Source organism: Streptomyces albus subsp. albus (genome assembly GCF_000725885.1).
Lineage (GTDB): Bacteria > Actinomycetota > Actinomycetes > Streptomycetales > Streptomycetaceae > Streptomyces > Streptomyces albus.
The window spans coordinates 188618-207333 of sequence record NZ_JODR01000016.1 but is presented as its reverse complement, the minus strand read 5'-3'; the positions used below and the strand labels follow the sequence as shown (position 1 = coordinate 207333).

Here is an 18716-nt window from a genome sequence, read left to right as displayed (position 1 = left end):
CGGGGGGAGAAACCCACCGGGTGCCTGGTTGGAAGCCCCTCCTGCACTTCCCGGAAGATTCCCGTACTTCCGCCCCTGATGAGGGACGACGAATACCTTGGGACTCGCTTCCGGTCCTCCCGGCGGGAGGCGCGCAGCATCGGCACTCAACCGAGCAACCTGGACAGTGTGCCATAGCGGGATTGGCGCGCGCCAATCCGGGCATTATCACGGGTCGGGCCCCGTGCACGAACACCGCACCCTCTGCGCCGCGCCCTCACGGGCACCGACGTGAGCAGCGCTTATGACCTTGCGTGATCATACGCTGCGATGCTTACCGTAGTGACTGCTCACGGTACGGAGACACCGGGGACTAAGGGGTGGGGATGGAGCTCCGGGAAGAGATAGCGGCGACGCGTGCCGGTACGGGGGACCCCGCCGCACTGCTGGGCGAATTCCGGCGGACGGCGATGCTGGTGCCCACGGTAACCGACGACCGTCTGATGTCCGCCCACTACGGCGGGATCCGGTGGATCTTCGCCTTCACCGACGAGGCGGCCCTGGCGCGGTTCGCCCAGGAGCGCGGGGAGGCTCCCGGCACGGAGTGGACGTACGTCTCCGTCCTGGGTGCCCGCCTGCTCGACGCCGTCGTCCCCGCGCTGGACGGCCCCACGGGTGTCGCCGTCAACGCCGCGGACCAGGACGGCTCCATGCTCTTCCCGCCCGCGCGCGGCATCGTGCCCGACGAGGCCGCCGTGGACGGCCCGGCCCACCGGGGGGAGGGCGGCCGATGAGCGGCCCCAAAGGCGACGACGGCGTCGTATGGAACAAGGAGTCCCTCGATCTGATCGAGAAGGGACTCAACGGTGCCATCAACGAACTCAAACAGTCCGGCAGCGGGGCCACCGACGCACTCCAGGGCGCCGGCTTCGAGGAGCTGTCCCTCACGGGCATGGAGATGGGCCACCACGGCCTGTCCGTCGACTTCGAGGACTTCTGCGAGAAGTGGGAGTGGGGCGTACGCGCCCTGGTCCAGAACGCCAACGCGCTCGCCCAGAAGCTGGGGCTGTCGGCGGGGATGTCGTACGAGGAGGACCGGTACCGGGCCGGGACGATGAAGGTGGCCATGAACTCGGTCCTCTACACCGGCAACCCGCACGCCAGTGAGGAAGAGGTCGTCAAGCAGAGCTACGGCGACATCCTCACCCCCGACGCCCCGGACTGGAGCGGCGAGTCCTGGGACAAGGCCGGCGACCAGATCAGCCAGGACTGGAAGGACACCGGCCGCGAGCTGACCAGCAAGGGCCGCGGCGGCATGTACATGGACGTGTTCCAGGGCGCGACCGGCGTCAGCGACGAGCAGGTCCAGGCCAAGCAGGACGAGCTGTTCGGCCCCTCGCCCGAGGAGCGGGCCCGGCAGCAGGGGGGTGAGAGCTGATGGGCTGGGACCTGATCCCGGACTCCTGGGAGGACAAGGCCGAGAAGGTCACCGAGAAGATCGGTGACGGCGTCGAGGGCTTCGGCAACTGGTCCGCCGACCGGATGGACGACATCGGCTGGGAGAGCGGCGCCGACTGGACCCGCGACAAGTCCCGCTCGATCGCCAACCGGCTCGGCGCCGAGACCGACGAGCTCCAGCTCGACCAGACGGAGGACCCCAAGCGGCTGGTCTACGGCAGCCCCAGCAAGATCCGCTCCACGGCGCAGCACCTGAAGGACTTCAAAACGGCGTTCGAGAACGTCGCCAACGGCCTCAAGGGCCTCCCCAAGGGCACCCTGAAGGGCAAGGCCGCCGACGCCTTCTGGGAGAAGGTCGGCATGGAACCGGCCAAGTGGACGAAGGCCGCCGACGCCTGCGAGAAGGCGGCCGGCGCGCTGGAGTCCTTCGCCTCGACGGTCGAGTGGGCGCAGGGGCAGGCGCGGGAGGCGGTCGCCAAGTACAAGGACGACAAGAAGGAAGAGGCCGAGGAGCAGCTGAAGGAGGCCCGCTCCCAGCGCAACACGGCCGCGGGTGTCGCCCAGAAGGCGGTCAAGGCCGCCCGCGACGCGGCCCCGCCCAAGCCGGACTACTGGGACCAGGCCGGCGACGGCCTGGAGGGCCTCAAGCTGGACGCCGTCCACGTCACCGGTGGCGTCGTCAAGGGCCTGGCGGGCCTCAACAACTTCGTCCGCAGTATCAACCCGGCCGACCCCTACAACATCACCCACCCCGCGGAGTACGTCACCAACCTCAACTCCACGGTCACCGGCATCATGCGCGCCGCCAACGACCCCGTCGGCACGGGCAAGGCCATGCTGGACGCCTTCAAGAAGGACCCCGCCGAGGGCTTCGGCCGCCTCATCCCCGAACTGCTCGGCACCAAGGGTGTGGGGATGGCGACGAAGGGGGCACGGGCGGGGAAGACGCTGTCCCGCGTCCGGGACGCGCTCAAGAGGAAGGGCAGGGGCCAGTCGAGCACCTCGTCGAAGAGGCGCTGCACCGGGGAGAGCGACCCCATCGACCTGGCGACCGGCCGGATGTTCCTGGTGCAGAACGACCTGGAACTGCCGGGCGCGCTCCCCCTCGCCTTCACCCGCCATGTCGAGTCCGGCTACCGGCTCGGCCACTGGTTCGGCCCCTCCTGGACCTCCACTCTGGACCAGCGGCTGGAGATCGACGCGGAGGGCGTCGTCTTCGTCTCGGAGGACGGCCGCCTGCTGTCCTACCCGCACCCCGCCCCCGGTGTGCCGACCTTCCCGTCGGCGGGCGAGGAGCGGATGCCGCTGGAGCGCACACCGGACGGCGGCTACACCCTGACCGAGCCCGACACAGGCTGGGTGCGGCACTTCGCCCCGCCGGCCGGGGTCCCGGACGCACCCGACGACGGCACCGCCCGCATCGAACAGCTCACGGACCGCAACGGCCACAGCATCACCTGGGAGTACGACCCGACGACGGGCGCGCCGCTGCGCCTCGTCCACAGCGGCGGCTACGTACTGCGGCTGGCGGTCGAGGACGACCGGGTCACTTCCCTCGCCCTCGCCGGCCCGGACGGCGACACGACGGTACTGCGCTACGGCTACACAGACGGCAATCTGACCGAGGTCGTCAACTCGTCCGGACTGCCGTTGCGTTTCGCGTACGACGACGAGGCGCGGGTGGTGTCCTGGACCGACACCAACGACCGCCGCTACGACTACGTCTACGACAACCTGCACCGGTGCATCGCCGAGGGCGGCACCGAGGGGCACATGCAGGTCCGGGTCGACTACGACGGCGTGGACGAGGCCACCGGCCACAAGGTCACGGCGCTGACGACGGCCGCCGGCCACACGACCCGCTACGTGTTCGACGAGCACGGCCGGCAGATCGCCGAGATCGACCCCTTGGGCCACCGCACCCGCACCGAGCGGGACCCGTACGGCCGCCCGCTGTCCCACACCGATCCCCTCGGCCGCACCACCCGCTTCGCCTACGACGAGGCGGGCCGCCTCGAAAAGGTGACCCGCCCCGACGGCACCACCGTGGCGATCACCCGCAACGCGCTCGGCCTCCCCACCGAGACGAGGGACCCGGACGGCGCCGTCTGGTGCCAGGAGTTCGACGAGTGGGGCAACCGCCTTGCCCTGACCGACCCGGCCGGCCACACGACACGCTTCGACTACGACGGCCGCGGCCGTCTCACCGCGGTGACGGACCCCCTGGGCGCGGTGACACGGGTGCGCTGCGACGCGGCGGGCCTCCCAGTGGAGATCACCGACCCGCTCGGCGGGGTGACGCGGTACGAACGCGACACCTTCGGCCGCCCCGTCCGCCTGGTGGACCCGCTGGGCGCCGTCACAGAACTGACCTGGACGACCGAAGGCCACCTGGCCTCCCGCACCACCCCCGACGGGGCGACGGAACGCTGGGAGTGGGACGGCGAGGGCAACTGCACCCGCCACCTGGACGCGGCCGGCGGCGAGACCCGCTACGAGTACACCCACTTCGACATGCTGGAGGCCCGCACGGGCCCGGACGGAGTGCGCTACGAGTTCGCCTACGACGCGCACCTCCGCCTGACACAGGTCACCAACCCCCAGGGCCTCACCTGGGACTACACCTACGACCCCGCGGGCCGCCTGGTCGCCGAGACCGACTTCGACGACCGCACGCAGCGCTACGAGCTTGACGCGGCGGGGCAGTTGGTCCGCCGGACGACACCGCTGGGCGAGGAGATCACCTACGAGCGGGACGCGCTCGGCCGCACCGTCCGCAAGGACGCGGCCGGCGCGGTGACGACGTACGCGTACGACGCGGCGGGCCGCCTGCTGGAGGCGGTCGGCCCCGACGCGGAGCTGCGCTACCAGCGCGACAAGCTGGGCCGCGTCAAGACGGAGCTCGTCAACGGCAGGGCGCTGACCCACACGTACGACGCCCTCGGCCGCCGCACCCGCCGGGTCACCCCGACGGGTGCCGTCTCCACGAGCACCTACGACGCGGCGGGCAACCGCACGTCGCTGACGGCCAACGGCCACACCCTGGACTTCACCCACGACGCGGCGGGCCGCGAGACGGAACGCCGCATCGGCACGGGGGGCCTCACGCTCTCCCATGTGTGGGACCCGGCAGGCCGTCTGCGGACCCAGGCGGTGACGGCCGGGGAGACTGCCGGGGAGACGGTCCAGCACCGCTCGTACACGTACCGGCCGGACGGCTACCTCACCGAGGTGGAGGACCTCCTCACCGGCCGGACCACCTTCGACCTGGACGCGATCGGCCGCGTCACCGCCGTCCACGCCCGCGGCTGGACGGAGCGGTACGCCTACGACGAGGCGGGCAACCAGACGGAGGCGTCCTGGCCCACCACCCACGCCGCCCCGGAGGCGATCGGCCCGCGCACGTACGAGGGCACGCGCATCACCGCCGCCGGCAAGGTGCGCTACGAACACGACGCGGCGGGCCGCATCACCCTGCGCCAGAAGTCCCGCCTGTCGAAGAAGCCGGCCACCTGGCGCTACACCTGGGACGCGGAGGACCGCCTCACCCAGGTCGTCACCCCCGACAGCACGGTCTGGCGCTAACAGACGACACTGGCGCCCGACCTCCCCCACCCGGTCACGCTCACCTGGGACCACAAGGGCTTCACCCCCCTCACCCAGACGGAACGCCTCACCGACGAGACGACCCAGCAGGAAATAGACTCCCGCTTCTACGCGATAGTCACCGACCTGGTGGGCACCCCCACGGAACGCACACAGCCAGCACGGCCTACACGCCTCTCCGCTTTCCGGGCCAGTACTACGACCCGGAAACGCGCCTGCATTACAACTACTTCCGGTACTACGACCCAGCCACTGGTCGATACCTGACGTCAGACCCTCTAGGGCTGACAGCAGCACCCAACCCAGTGACCTATGTCGACAGCCCCCATTTGTGGACAGACCCCCTGGGCCTCTACAACTGCAAAAAAGTCAAGAAGATCGTGGATCGGGAGATGGAAAGGGCTTCGGGTGGGGGACGCAGGCTAGCCGGAAATTACCACGGGCACCTGACACCGGAGCGCGAGATGGAAATCATCGCCAATCCTGACGGAGTGTATATATCGCAAGGAGGCGCGGAGCGTCTCATCTTCCATCAAGGCGAAGATGTGGTAGTCATGGAAAGCAAGGGGAGCGCAGGAGGGAACATCGTGACCAGCTACGGCCCCTCAGGGCCCAGGAATGAAAGTGGAGCCGCCGCCCTGGGCGGCTCACCCACCGATCCGGGCCCTCCCGTCACCAGAGAGCAGATAATCAATGGTGAAATACCCACGCCTGGAGGCGGAAAACTGCCGCCATCTGAACAAGTTAGGTAGTAATCGGTGTCACTGGAAATAAAGCCTGAGGTGCAAGTAAGCCTGACCGCGGGCTCTCTGCGCTTCGACCCTTCGTACTCACTTACTGGGCTCATCGTCCAAGCTTCTCCGCACCACGACCATGAGACACACGAGCGTCTGCTGCGGGAGACTTTCGGAAGCACCGACTGGCTGTGGGAATCCAGCGACGAGTTCCGATTCTCCACGACAGACCGTACGCTCTGCGGTCTCACCCTGCACACGCCGGAGCATATCCCGACGGATCCGAAACAGGTTGCATCTTGGCTGGATGTCCCCGTCACCAATGGTCGACTCGCGAGTGAGACGACACGCGATTTTTCTGTGACTCCGGCAAAAGTAAAATGGGTGAATGACGACGGTACATTCCTGATTTGCGCCTATGCTGAGCAAGCAGCCGACCCACAGGCAACACGCCTGAGGGTAGCGCAGGATCTCGACCTAATTTTCACCCAAAATCGACTGGTCGGCTGGATTCTGGAATCACCCATTCTGCATGTGTCCGGGGGACCAGCACAGGTCGAGGCAGAAACGTCAAGACAGCTCAGCCTGGAGTACCGAGAATATTCGCTTGCCATGAGTGAGCCCAACATATCGGCCATCCAAGATGGCGATCAGTTGGCCACACAAAACTTCGTGACCCTTCTGGAAAGGATGAAATCGCTACCTCGTGATCCCCGGCGAGATGCGATGATCGCGAGTCTCACACAATTTCACAGTGACTGGATTGCCGACTGATCAGGCGGTAAGCGCTTTCCGAGTGAAACCGACGAAGGTCAGACTGAGAGAGGTCCCGTCATCATCGTCAATCCATCCCTACCCACGCTTCAGCAACTCGATTAACCCATGCGCTGGGCTCCTGAGAGACCGTCGGCATCACCTGAAGCGTCACGCTTCGCAACTGCGCGGTATACAACGTAGGACCCTCTTGGGATCGCCCCGTCTTCGCATTCGAGCACTACGTCCCCAATCCTCATACGTGGGTCGATTACCTTGGCCTCGCCCCGGAAGCGTGTCCCGACACCTTTGAGCTTTCAAAAACTTCTTACGACCCCTGGACCGCCGGCTGGCGAAACACCGCATGGGCACACAGCCAGCACGGCCTACACGCCTCTCCGCTTTCCGGGCCAGTACTACGACCCGGAAACGCGCCTGCATTACAACTACTTCCGGTACTACGACCCGGAGACCGCTGGCTATCTGACCGCTGATCCCCTGGGCTTGACCCCTGCTCCCAATCCGAAACGATACGTCGAAAATCCAACTGTCGTATCGGACCCGTGTGGACTAAGCCCCGATGATTATTTGGAAGGCCCTCCACAAGGGCTGACGCAAGAGAAGTTCGAAGAGATGAGCCAGATGGTACGCGAAAGGGCGCGCCATCTAGGCGATGACATCGTGGTCCAAGGAAGCCGGGCAGCCGGTACAGCGAAGCCCACTTCCGACATTGATCTCGCCATTCGAGTATCTCCTCAGAAATTCGACGAAATCATCTCTGAACGCTTTGGGAACCCAAACCCCGGGAGTGCGAAAGAGCGCACGATGAACTGGGCTATCGAAACGGGTAAGATTCAGTCCGGTGAAGCTGGCCTGCGATCCCTGCGAAAGGCCCTGGAAGCGCACCTCGGAATGGATGTTGACATTTCTGTCATCCGCCGTGGAGGCCCCTTCGACAACCCACCCTTCATTAAGGTGCCATAGCATGGAGAACACTTACGACGATTATTGCAAAATCTTCGTCAGCAGCCAGACCACGTCAACAGTCGTGGAACTGCTGGAGGAGGCAACCGGCGGCACTTTCGAGAGGAAGACCGCAAACCTCAGCACGCTGACAATGGATGTGCTCCAAAACCCGGACAGGAAACTCGAATCGGGTGACTTCGTAACCTGGCCAGTCCTCATCGAGCTTGAGAAAGAGACGCAAGCAACCTGGGAGGATTACGTCGCGAAGATCAGTGAGATTCTGACTTATCTCTGGGAACACCGGACGCCAGCGGTGGCCTCTTGTGACTTCGAAGCGCTTCTTCCGTGGAACGGGGGCATCGAAAAATGGCCCGCTGAAAATCGTTTTTGAGAGTCTCACGTATCGGATCAGCGCTGCAGGAGGGGGTCCGCTCTCGAGTGATCGAAGTACTGCAGGATTCCCCTATCTTGCCCTCTGGCTCACTGTTCGCCCTTTACGACACCATCGCATACCTCGACCATGGGGATGAGAAGCAACGCCTCGGGGGCAATATGCCCATCAAAGTCGACATGAGGACGGGAACTTGTCGTCTGCTCTCCTCCGAGGAGGTACTCGAATACATGAACAAGGGGCTCATCCACTAGCAAGTCGCGCAAGTAGCCACTTCCGCCCGGCGGGGAAGCCTCACAGTGGCATCAAACATCTGGTCTACTGCTCAGAAAAAACAGCTCCGGATACGCGCCCTCAGACAGGACCCTCCCTTTGGCTCTTGACTCACCAGCGGAAGACGAACCCGCCCAGGACCCGTTGGCCGTGCTACGCGCCGCCATCCCGGAGCTTGAGGCCGAGACGATGCCGCAAGCCCTTGCAGAGATCGGAAGCGTCACCGAAGCGATCCCCTACAGGTGGCTCTTCTGGCCGGCCATGATCGAGGTCGCGGGAGCGGTCTTCGTCGATCTGTACGGCGCAGGGGAGGAAGAGATCAAACGGCGGCTGCGGGCAGTCTGCGCCAGCGGTGGGGTGAAGGACCAATCAGGTTGGAGCAGGCTCGTCGCCAGCTTCAATTACTTCGAGATCGGCAACATCTTCTCCTCCTGGCGTGGCTCTCAGGATTCGGACGAGCAGGTACAACTCACCCTCGCCGAATCACTCATCGAGCCGTGGAACGCCAAGATCTCGGCCCTCTTCCCCGAGAGCCGAGCCAAAGCCCGCATCGCCGCGCCTGACCCCACTCTCGGAGTCTGCATCGAAGTACTACAAGATTCCCCTGTCCCGCCCTCTGGCTCGCTGCTCCCCTGACCAGACTGGGAGTCGGCATCAGCTGCCCGAGGCCGCCTTAGGAGGAAGAAACGCCGCCCAAGCGCCGCTTCGGAAGGTCAGACGAGGCCCGGGGCCGCCCTGGACACCCCGGAGGTAGGTGAGCGGCACCGGCAGCGGGTGGCCATCTCCACGCTGGGCAGTAGAGGCCGTCAGACTGCAGTTGTAGCCCTGCCCACTCTCAAGTTGGAACGGAAGAAATCGAATGGGTGCTTGGTGGCGGATGCAATGCGAAGATGCGCACCTGTGGGAGATCTTCCTGGAAGGTGGCGCTGAGCCGAGCGAGGAGCAGTTGACCTGCCAAGAGGATAACCAGCCGGCCGTGACGGCAACACGCCTACCGTTGGCCGACCGAGCAACCATCACTTTCATCCCCGCGGCATGGGAACTGGAAGGCTCAAAAGGGCACGCGGACCAATACTTCGTTGCGATACATTCCTCGAAGAACAGGGAAAAAGCTTACAGGTTGAAACACCCGATCAGTTGGGAAGAGGCTATCAAGTTCGCCTCACTCCTCACAGGGGTCCCATGGGACCAGGCCGCGCAGCGTTGGGAAAGGCTCTCACCCGACAGGAAAAGAAAAACAGACACTCGCCCTTATACGCCTCATCGTTGATCGAACCCCTTGGATCGTGAGAGAGGCGCAGAGGAATGCGCCGAGCACACCTAACCATTTCAGCCGCGATGTTCACCTCCGCGCGAACTGCTCACCACGCACGCAAAAGCGGAGGAAGGTGCCGCCGCCCTCGAATCCCGGTTGCCATGACTCCAATGGTGCCCAACGGAACACCACGCCCGAAGTTCGATATGCCCGCGGAGATGATCGGCAGGTCGGAACGACACATGGGTGAAGCCGAGTGGAGTGCACGGAGACCGAAACGACGTTCCACAACCATCAGGAACTGACCGCTGAGGTGGTCGGGGTGGCTTCCGTGGGGGGCGAAGGTGGACATGGACGGTGACGCAGGTTTCGTCGACCAGGTGAAGCACCCCTCATGGTGGGACGAGACCGTTCCTCCGCCCCGGATCGGTGATGAACTGCACGTAGTCGTTCTGGATGCTGACTGTGAGCTCCCTCAGCTCAGCGCCCTGCAAAGGGATATCGAGACCGCACGCCGCCTGCGCGTTTCCGACGCGTCGTAGCCCCCGGAGGGCTTCGCCTCCTTCTCTGACGCATGCTCGCTTCGCCTTGCGCGAATCGAACCGGCCACGGCGATGGAGGGAAGTGTCTTGCGGGGAACATGCCATCAAGCCAACGGTGACCAGCCCGCCGCCCAGCCGCTGAGAGGAGCGAGCCCCGTGGCGATCACTCCGCACCGCGGCCGGCCTGCCGAGCACGTTTCCTTCCAGTACCGGGCCATGCGCGGCATCGTCGAGCAGGTCCGGGGCAGGGTGCCGGGGAAGCTGGAGATCACCGAAGAAGGACTCGTGCACGACCTGGCGTCGCCGGGGGGGGACCGCACGAGTTGACGGCGGCGCGGGTCAGCCGGCGGTTGGAGAAGGTCATGCCGGAGGGGTTGCTCGCCCACACCGGCACACCTGACGTCGAGGACCCTCAGCAGGGCATCCTCCGTCACCCGGACATCATGGTCATCGCCGAGGCGGACATGGAGGTCGAGGGCGCCTTCGACCCGCGCGCCCTCCTCGCCGCGATCGAGGTCGTCTCCCGTTCCAACCCGGACAACGACTGGACCAGCAAAACGCGCGACTACCCGCTCCTCGGCATCCCGGTCTACGTCATTTCCGACCCGCGCACCGGCGAGGGCACGGTGCTCTCCGACATCCACACGACCCCGCAGGGCCCCCGGTTACGCCACCCGCAAGGACTTCGTCTACGGCGAGGACATCACCATCGGTGAGTGGACGATCTCCACGGACGGCCTGCCGCGCTACCCCGCCTGACAGTTCCCGGCACCAGATACCCGCCGTGTGCCGCTTCCCCGCCGCGTGATCGATGCCCCGCACCTACCGACCGGACAGTACATCGGAGAGGCGCCGGCCTCCTCTCCTCAATCGCCCTCAATCGCCGTGCGGAAGCGCAGCCGAGCCGCAATGAGGATCTGATCGTCATGTGCGGGCCGGCCCAGGTTCGCATCTTCCCGATCAGCGTTCCCCAGGCGCAATCTGACGCCGCGTCTGGATATGCCTCACCCTCCGTGGCAGAGTGATCATGTGCCCGGTCACAGGGCATTCGGGGGGTATGGGCGGGACGGTAGCGCAGCAGCCGCCGAAAGAGCCGCTGAGCACACAGAGCTCGTTCAGGCGAAGAAGAGGCATCGGGGCACCAGGGGAGGGCGCCGGGGTGACGCGGTCGACGGACGTGGCAGGAGCACCAGAAGCCGAGGGCGGACCGCCCTCACCCCCATCAGCCTCACCCCCACCGCCCTCACCAGGGCAGCTCGTGACCGTCCGCAACCGGCAGTGGACGGTGGCCGAGGTGACGCGTTCCAGCATCGCCGCCGCCGATCCCGTCCGGGCCGTCTCGAACGCCGCGGCGCCCCACCTGGTCACCCTGGTTTCCATCGAGGACGACGCGCGTGACGAGGAGCTGCGCGTGGTCTGGGAGTTGGAGCACAAGCCTCTCGTCCACGACCAGGAGAAGCTGCCGTCTCCGGGCGGCTCCGACCGTTCCGACGACTCCGACCGCTCCGGCGGGTTCGACGATCCGGCACGGCTCGACGCGTTCCTCGACGCGGTGCGCTGGGGGGCAACGACCTCTGCCGACAGGACGGCGTTGCAAGCGCCCTTCCGGTCGGGCATCGAGCTGGAGGACTATCAGCTCGATCCGGTTGTCCGGGCGCTGTCCATGCCGCGTACGAACCTGCTGATCGCCGACGATGTCGGGCTGGGGAAGACTGTTGAGGCCGGGCTGGTGATGCAGGAGCTCATGCTGCGGCACCGGGCACGTTCGATGCTGATCGTCTGCCCTGCCGGGCTGACGCTCCAGTGGCAGGAGGAGATGCGGGACAAGTTCGGCCTGGATTTCCGCATCGTCGACAGTGCGCTCCTGCGCGAGCTGCGCCGCTCCCGGGGCCTGTACACGAACCCGTGGACGCACTATCCGCGGCTGATCGTCTCGGTGGACTGGCTGAAGCGGGAGCGGCCGATGCGGATGCTGCGTGAGCTGCTGCCGCCGGTTCCCGAGTATCCCCGGGTGTTCGACCTCCTCGTCATCGACGAGGTCCACACGTGTGCTCCGTCCGGCACGGGCAAGTACGCCGTCGATTCCCAGCGCACCGCGGCCGTGCGGACGCTGGCCCCCCATTGCGAACACCGGCTGTTCCTCTCCGCGACGCCGCACAACGGCTTCCTGGAGTCCTTCACCGCGCTGTTGGAGTTGCTCGACAACCGCCGCTTCGCCCGGGGTGTGCGGCCGTCCCGTGAGCAGCTGGCGCGGGTCATGGTGCGCCGGATGAAGTCGGATCTGCCGCCCCGGTGGGACGGCCGGCCCCGATTCCCCCGGCGGGTTCCGCACGCGCTGGAGGTCTCGTACGCGGAGGAGACGCGTGCTGCCTACGAAAAACTCTCCTCCTACGCCCGCTCGCGAGCGGCGGGTGCCGGCGGACGGGCCGAGCAGTCGGCTGCCGACTTCGTGACGACGCTGCTCAAGAAGCGCTTTCTCTCCTCCCCCAAGGCCTTCGCGGAGACCATCGACGTCCATCTGGAGACGATGACGGCGAAGGGCAAGGGCCTGCCGTCGCCGTCGAACGGCACGCCCACCCGCTCCGCCGAGCGGGTCCTGCGCCCGCTCTTCGAACAGGTGGAGGAGACCGCCGAGACCGACGAGGAGCACGCCGAGGCCGCACAGCGAGCGCTGACGGCGGTACGCGGTCTGACCCGTCCCCTCTCCGAGCAGGAGGCGGGGTGGCTGCGCGAGCTGTCCGCCTGGGCCAGGTCCGCGGCTCGGCGTCCGGATGCCAAGTTCGCCACCTTCCGTGCCTGGCTGGAGGACGTCGTCTGTCCGACCGGGCCGGCGGGCGGCGCGGAGGCGTGGACGGACGAACGCGTCATCGTCTTCACCGAGTACCGTGACACCCAGCGCTGGCTCTACGAGAGGCTTCTCGCCGCGCAGTTTCCGGCCGACCGCATCGCCCTCCTCTTCGGCGGTCAGCGCCAGGACGAGCGCGAGCACGTCAAGACGGTGTTCCAGGAGGACCCGGCCCTTTCGCCGGTGCGCATTCTCCTTGCCACCGACACCGCCAGCGAGGGCATCAACCTCCAGGCCCACTGCCACCGGCTGCTGCACTGGGAGATTCCGTGGAACCCGAACCGCCTGGAGCAGCGGAACGGCCGGGTGGACCGGCACGGTCAGCGCGCGGATCAGGTCGACGTCTTCCACTTCGTCCCCGAGGGCTGGCGTACCGCGGGCGGTGACGCCCCCAGCGGCTCGGCCCCAGCAGCCCCGGCCTCGGGTCCGGACTCGGTCTCGGACCCGGCCTCGGACCCGGATTCGACGCACGCCGACGGGACGCTGGAGGACGAGCTGCACTTCCTCGCCGTGGCCGCCCGTAAGACGGAGCGCATCCGTGAGGACCTGGGCAGCGCGGGCGAGGTCATCGCCGCGCAGGTCGAGCAGAAGATGCTGGGGCGCCGGTCCGACTGGACGACGGCGGAGGCGGAGATCCGCAAGCGGGCGAGCCGGGCCGCGCTCAAGGTCGAGCGGGACCACGCCCGGGAGCTGGAGAAGCTGGTCGGCGCTCTGGCCGAGAGCCGCGAGACGCTGCACCTGACGCCCGCGACGGTCGAACGCGTCGTCCGTACGGCGCTCCACCTCGCCCACCGCAAGGATCTGACGGCGGTCCCCGACCCGGCGGTGTCACCAAGGGGTGACGGGAGCGGCGCCGCGCGCTGCTTCCGCCTTCCCGAGCTGCCGGGGGCCTGGGCGCACGCCCGCAACGAGGGGCTGCACCACCCGCTCACGGGCCGGGAGCGCCCCGTGGTGTTCGACGAGGCCGAGGCCCGGGGCCGCACCGATGTCGTGCTGCTGCACCTTGGGCACCGACTCGTCCAGATGTGTCTGCGTCTGCTGCGTGCCGAGCTGTGGTCGGGCGGCCAGGAGGCGCGCCTGTCCCGGGTCACCGCGAAGACGGTTCCGGACACAGTCCTGCGTACTCCGGCGGTTGTCGCGCACGGCCGCGTGGTGATCTCCGGCAGCGGCGGAACCCGGCTGCACGAGGAGATCATCACGGCCGGCGGCCGGCTGAGTGAGGGAAAGCTGGAACAGGCCCGGCAGAGGGAGATCGACACATGGCTGGGGGCGGCCGTGGACCAGCTCCCCTCCCAACAGGTGCGCTCACGGCTGACCGAGTTGTGGCCGCGGTTGGAGGAACGGCTCTCCCGCGCGCTGCGCAACCGGGCGAGCACGCGTTTCCGCTCGCTGGAGACGCTGCTGGCCAAGCGCTGCGAGGAGGAGGTCGAGGGCGTACGCGCTGTCCTGGCCGACCTGGAGCGCTCCATCCGCGAGCGGCTCGACGACACCACCTACTGGGAGCAGGGCTCGCTCTTCGACATCGACGACGAACGCCGGCAGCTGCACGCCGACCGCGAAGCCCTGACGGAGCGGCTGCGCGCCCTCCCTCAGCTCGTCGAGTCGGAGACCGAGGCGCTGAGGCGGCGCTGGGCGGACCCGACCCCGCGGTGGTTCCCCGTCGCCGTGACCTTTCTCGTACCGCACTCCCTCGCCCGTGGAGGCCGTCTGTGATGTCCCCTGCCACACGCGGCTCGGCCGCCGGTGCCGCCACTCCACCGCGCTCCGGTGGTGCCGGGCCAGGTCGCATCCCCCATCCCCGTACCGGACGTCCGCCGAAGCCGCCGACCCCGGCCGAGCAGCACGAGGAGTGGCTGCGGCTGCTCCGCCCCGATGGGCCGTTCCTGGCCCTGCCGGTGCTCACGGAGGCGTTTCCCCAGGGGCTGGACACCGTGCCCGACGGTGTCCGCGAGCGGTTGCGCCAGGGCTGGGCCGAGGTCCAGGAGGACCCGGAGGTGCTGGGCCGGGCGTGGGAGAAGCTGGTGCTCGGCGAGCTGCTGGGCTGGTCGCCGGGGCTGCGAGAGGGGGCCGCGCTGCCCGAATCGTTGCGAGGCGGCGGCAACGGCGTGCCGACTCCGGACGCCGTACTGGTGGGGCGCAGCCACCGGGCCGGTGAGGGGCCGCGTCCTCGGGTGCTGTTCTTCCGCACCGGCTGGAGTCTCTCCCTCACCCGCTCCCGCGGGAGCGAGGTGTCCCTCGCCGACCAGGCCGCCGGTCTCGCGCGCCGGCACGGCATCCCGCTCGCGCTGCTGAGCAACGGCCGGGAGTGGGCACTGGTGCACGCGAGGGCGAAGGAAGCCACCACGGTCGCCGTGTTCGACGCCGATCTGTGGCAGGAAGAGCCGCTGCTGCTGCGCGCGTTCGCCACACTGCTGCACGCCCGCCGTGTCGCCCTTCCGCCGGTGGACGCTCAGGGGCAGCACACCACCTCGCTCGCCGCGCTGTTCGCCCGTACGGCCGAGCAGCAGACGAATGTCACCGTCACGCTCGGCCGCCAGGTACGCGACGCGGTGGCCCTGCTGGTGGCCGAGCTGTCCCGCCTCGACCGGGAGTCGCAGGGCCGCCTGCTCGCGGATGTCGGCGACAAGCAAGTGTACGAGAGCGCGCTGGCCGTCATGATGCGGCTGGTCTTCCTGCTGTACGCGGAGGAACAGCGGCTGCTCCCCGCGGAGGACTCGCCGTACGCGGACTCCTACGCGGTCACCCCGCTGCATGCCGCGCTCCAGACCGAGCAGGACCGGTACGGCGGGGAGCTGGGTGACCGGCGCAGCGCCGCCTGGCCCCGCCTGCTCGCCCTCTTCGCCGCGGTACACGGCGGCAGCGTGCACGACGAGATGTGGATTCCGGCCTACGGCGGGTCCCTCTTCGCGCCCTCCCGTTTCCCCTGGCTGGCCGAGGCCAAGGTCACCGACCGTGTGGTCCTGGAGATCCTGGACGCGCTCCTCACCCTGCGCCGCAAGGGTTCCGTCAGCGAGGCGCTGTCCTACAAGGGCCTGGACGTCGAGCAGATCGGCCATGTCTACGAGGGTCTGCTGGAGTACAGCTGCCGCCGTGCCGAAGAACCGCACCTGGGGCTGATCGGCACGTACGAGGCGGTGCTGCCGCTGACGCTGCTGGAGGAGTGGGCCGCGGCCGGCGACGAGGTACTGGCCGGGGAGCTGAAGGAGGCCACAGGCGCCACTCCGACGCAGCTCGCCAAAGCCCTCTCCGCCTCCGTGTCCACCACGCTGGACGCCGACCTCGACGCGGCGTGCGACAACGACGAGGCACTGGCGTCCCGCGTCGCGCCCTTCGCAGGCCTGCTGCGCAAGGACCTGCGCGCCCAGCCCGTCGTCTTCCCCACCGGGTCCGTGGTGATGGTCCGGGTGGGCGACCGCCGCAACACCGGCACCCACTACACACCCAAGTCCCTCGCCGAGGATGTCGTCGAACACACCCTCGCCCCTCTGTGCTTCTCCCCCGGTCCCGCTGAGGGCGCCGAGCCGGGCGTCTGGCGGGCCAAGAGCGTCGGCGAACTGCTCCAGCTCAGGGTCCTGGACCCCGCCATGGGTTCCGGTGCCTTCCTCGTCTCCGCCTGCCGGTACCTCGCCGACCGCGTCGTGGACGCCTGGCAGCGGGACGGCCTGCCGCCCGAGATCCGGCACGATGTGGCGGGCGACGACCGCGACGAACTGGTGCGGATGGCCCGCCGACTGGTGGCGGACCGCTGCCTGTACGGCGTGGACCGCGACCCCATGGCGGTCGAGCTGGCCAAGCTGTCGCTGTGGCTGGTCACCCTCGCCAAGGGCCGCCCCTTCTCCTTCCTCGACCACGCGCTGCGCTGCGGGGACTCCCTCGTCGGCATCACCGACGCCGAACAGATCAAGGCGTTCCACCTCGACGCGGGCGCACGTCAGTTGAGCGAGGAGGTCTCCCGCGCCCTCGACGTTACCGAGACCCTGCTCTCGCGCGCCGCCGCCCTCCGCCGGGAGATCGAGGCCACGCCCGTCAGCGACATCCGCGTCGTCCACGACAAGGACGAGAAGCTGCGGGAGGCCGAGCACCTGGCCGAACGCCTCCGGCTCGCCGCCGACGCCGTCGTGGCGGCGGCACTGGCCGCCGAGGGCATCGACGACGAGGAAGCGGCCGAGCTGACCGGCGAGGAACAGGTGGGCGGCAAGCGCGGTGCCGCGATCTTCCGCGCCGCGAAGGAGAACGCGAAGGAGACGGCGTACGAGAACCGGCTGGCGTCGGTCGCCGACCTCGTGGTGCGCGCCTTGGAGGACGAGCACGACCTCGCCGCGTACGATGCGGCACGTGAGGTCATCGACGGCTGGCTGCGCGGCCCCCGCGCCGAGCCGATAAGGCCGCTGCACTGGCCGCTCGAATTCCCGGAGATCATGGGCATCGGCGCCCGCACCGGTTTCGACGCGGTGGTCGGGAACCCCCCGTTCAGCGGCGGCCAGAAACTCACCGGAAACCTCGGAACCGACTACCGCGAATACCTGGTGAACCGGGTCGGCGGCGGTATAAGGGGCAGCGCCGACCTGTGCTCCTACTTCCTTCTGCGGAACGCCTCGCTGGCCCCCGGACGCCGTACGGGGATCATCGCGACGAACACCATCGCCCAGGGCGACACCCGTGAAGTCGGTCTCGACCAACTCACGGCGGCCGAATGGAAGATCTTCCGCGCCATAAAGTCCCAGCCCTGGCCGGGCAAGGCAGCGCTGGAGGTCTCCCTGCTGTGGCTGGCCCACCGGGTGGGCGACGGCGAAACCCCGATCCTCGACGACCACCCCGTCCGGGGCATCACCCCCGGACTTGACCCAGTCTCCCGGGTGAGCGGCAAGCCGTATCGCCTGGCGGCGAATGCGGAGCAGTCGTTCCAGGGCTCGAACGTCCTGGGCAAGGGCTTCGTCCTGTCCCCGGAGCAGGCTCAGGAGCTGATAGCGAAGGATCCGCGCAACAAGGATGTGCTGTTCCCGTATCTGAACGGGGAGGATTTGAATTCCCGGCCGGACTGCTCGGCGAGCAGGTGGGTGATCAACTTTCACGACTGGCCGCTGGAGAAGGCGGCTACGTATGAGGACGTCTTCGCGATCGTGGAGCGGGACGTCAAGCCGGTGCGGCTCAAGGTGAAACACAGCAAAAATGCTCGTGAGCGATGGTGGCAGTATGAGCGGCGCAGGCCGGAGCTCTACAAGGCAATCGGGGGCCTTAAGCGGGTGATCGTGATTGCACTCGTGAGCCGAACCGTCATGCCCTCACGAGTCCCCGCAGGCCAGGTATTCGCACACAAACTCTGTGTGTTCTCTGCGAATGACGACGCGCCTCTCGCCCTGCTGTCCAGCGGCTTCCACACCGCTTGGGCATGGAAGTACTCATCGACGATGAAGGCCGACCTGAATTACTCGCCCTCCGATGTGTACGAAACCTTCCCTCGGCCTCGAAGGACGGACCGCCTCAACGCGGCAGGTAGCACCCTCGAACAAACCCAGCGCGCCGCCATGGCCAACCGGACCATCGGCCTCACCAAGCTCTACAACCTCGTCCACGACGGCACCCACCAGTCCGCCGACATCGACGCTCTCCGCGAGGCGCACATCGAGGTGGACAACGCCGTGGCCGAGGCATACGGCTGGACGGACCTCGACCTCAAGCACGACTTCCACAAGACCCGCCAAGGGCTGCGGTTCACCATCGAGCCCACGGTCCGCACGGAGGTGCTGGACTGCCTGCTGGAGCTGAATCACGCGCGCTACAAGGAGGAGTTGGAGCGCGGCCTCCATACGAAGAAGCCCGCCGCGAAACGGGGGGAGGGCTTCCAGGACGACGGCTTGTTCCCAAAGCCTGACGCCCTCTTCTGAGCACAGCCGTGCCCCGCCTCCCGGAGGCG

At 67.5% G+C, this 18716-nt stretch carries 8 protein-coding genes and 3 pseudogenes; all 11 read left to right on the top strand.

What is annotated here, in order from left to right; translation table 11 throughout:
• Positions 1–365: 365 nt before the first annotated feature.
• Positions 366–773 (top strand): hypothetical protein, encoded by a 408-nt coding sequence (locus IO40_RS0119140; protein ID WP_016473430.1) that lies wholly within the window; start codon positions 366–368, stop codon positions 771–773.
• A complete protein-coding gene (locus tag IO40_RS0119135) occupies positions 770–1417 on the top strand; it encodes a hypothetical protein (protein WP_016473431.1) in 648 nt (215 codons plus the stop codon). Before IO40_RS0119140 ends, IO40_RS0119135 begins: the two co-directional genes overlap by 4 nt.
• Positions 1417–5396 (top strand): annotated as a pseudogene (locus tag IO40_RS33780) (putative T7SS-secreted protein); the annotation flags it as partial. The gene IO40_RS0119135 and the pseudogene IO40_RS33780, both read left to right, overlap by 1 nt.
• A 405-nt stretch (positions 5397–5801) precedes the next feature.
• Positions 5802–6551, top strand: coding sequence for a hypothetical protein (locus IO40_RS37675; RefSeq protein WP_137017253.1), 750 nt, complete (start codon positions 5802–5804; stop codon positions 6549–6551).
• A 329-nt stretch (positions 6552–6880) separates the two neighbouring features.
• A pseudogene (locus IO40_RS39830) lies at positions 6881–7115 on the top strand (RHS repeat-associated core domain-containing protein); the annotation flags it as partial.
• A 48-nt stretch (positions 7116–7163) separates the two neighbouring features.
• Positions 7164–7514, top strand: a complete 351-nt coding sequence (locus IO40_RS39825; protein ID WP_157846445.1) for a nucleotidyltransferase domain-containing protein — start codon at positions 7164–7166, stop codon at positions 7512–7514.
• Between the two features lies 1 nt (position 7515).
• Positions 7516–7887, top strand: coding sequence for a hypothetical protein (locus tag IO40_RS0119125; RefSeq protein ID WP_031175805.1), 372 nt, complete (start codon positions 7516–7518; stop codon positions 7885–7887).
• Positions 7888–8259: 372 nt separating this feature from the next.
• A complete protein-coding gene (locus tag IO40_RS0119115; RefSeq protein ID WP_137017067.1) occupies positions 8260–8796 on the top strand; it encodes a hypothetical protein in 537 nt (178 codons plus the stop codon).
• Positions 8797–10173: 1377 nt separating this feature from the next.
• Positions 10174–10716 (top strand): annotated as a pseudogene (locus tag IO40_RS33770) (Uma2 family endonuclease).
• A gap of 268 nt (positions 10717–10984) precedes the next feature.
• Positions 10985–14515 carry a DISARM system SNF2-like helicase DrmD gene (gene drmD / locus IO40_RS0119100; protein ID WP_341833163.1) on the top strand — a complete coding sequence of 1177 codons (3531 nt, stop codon included), beginning with the start codon at positions 10985–10987 and terminating at the stop codon, positions 14513–14515.
• Positions 14515–18687, top strand: coding sequence for an Eco57I restriction-modification methylase domain-containing protein (locus IO40_RS0119095; protein WP_031175802.1), 4173 nt, complete (start codon positions 14515–14517; stop codon positions 18685–18687). Before drmD ends, IO40_RS0119095 begins: the two co-directional genes overlap by 1 nt.
• Positions 18688–18716 lie beyond the last annotated feature (29 nt).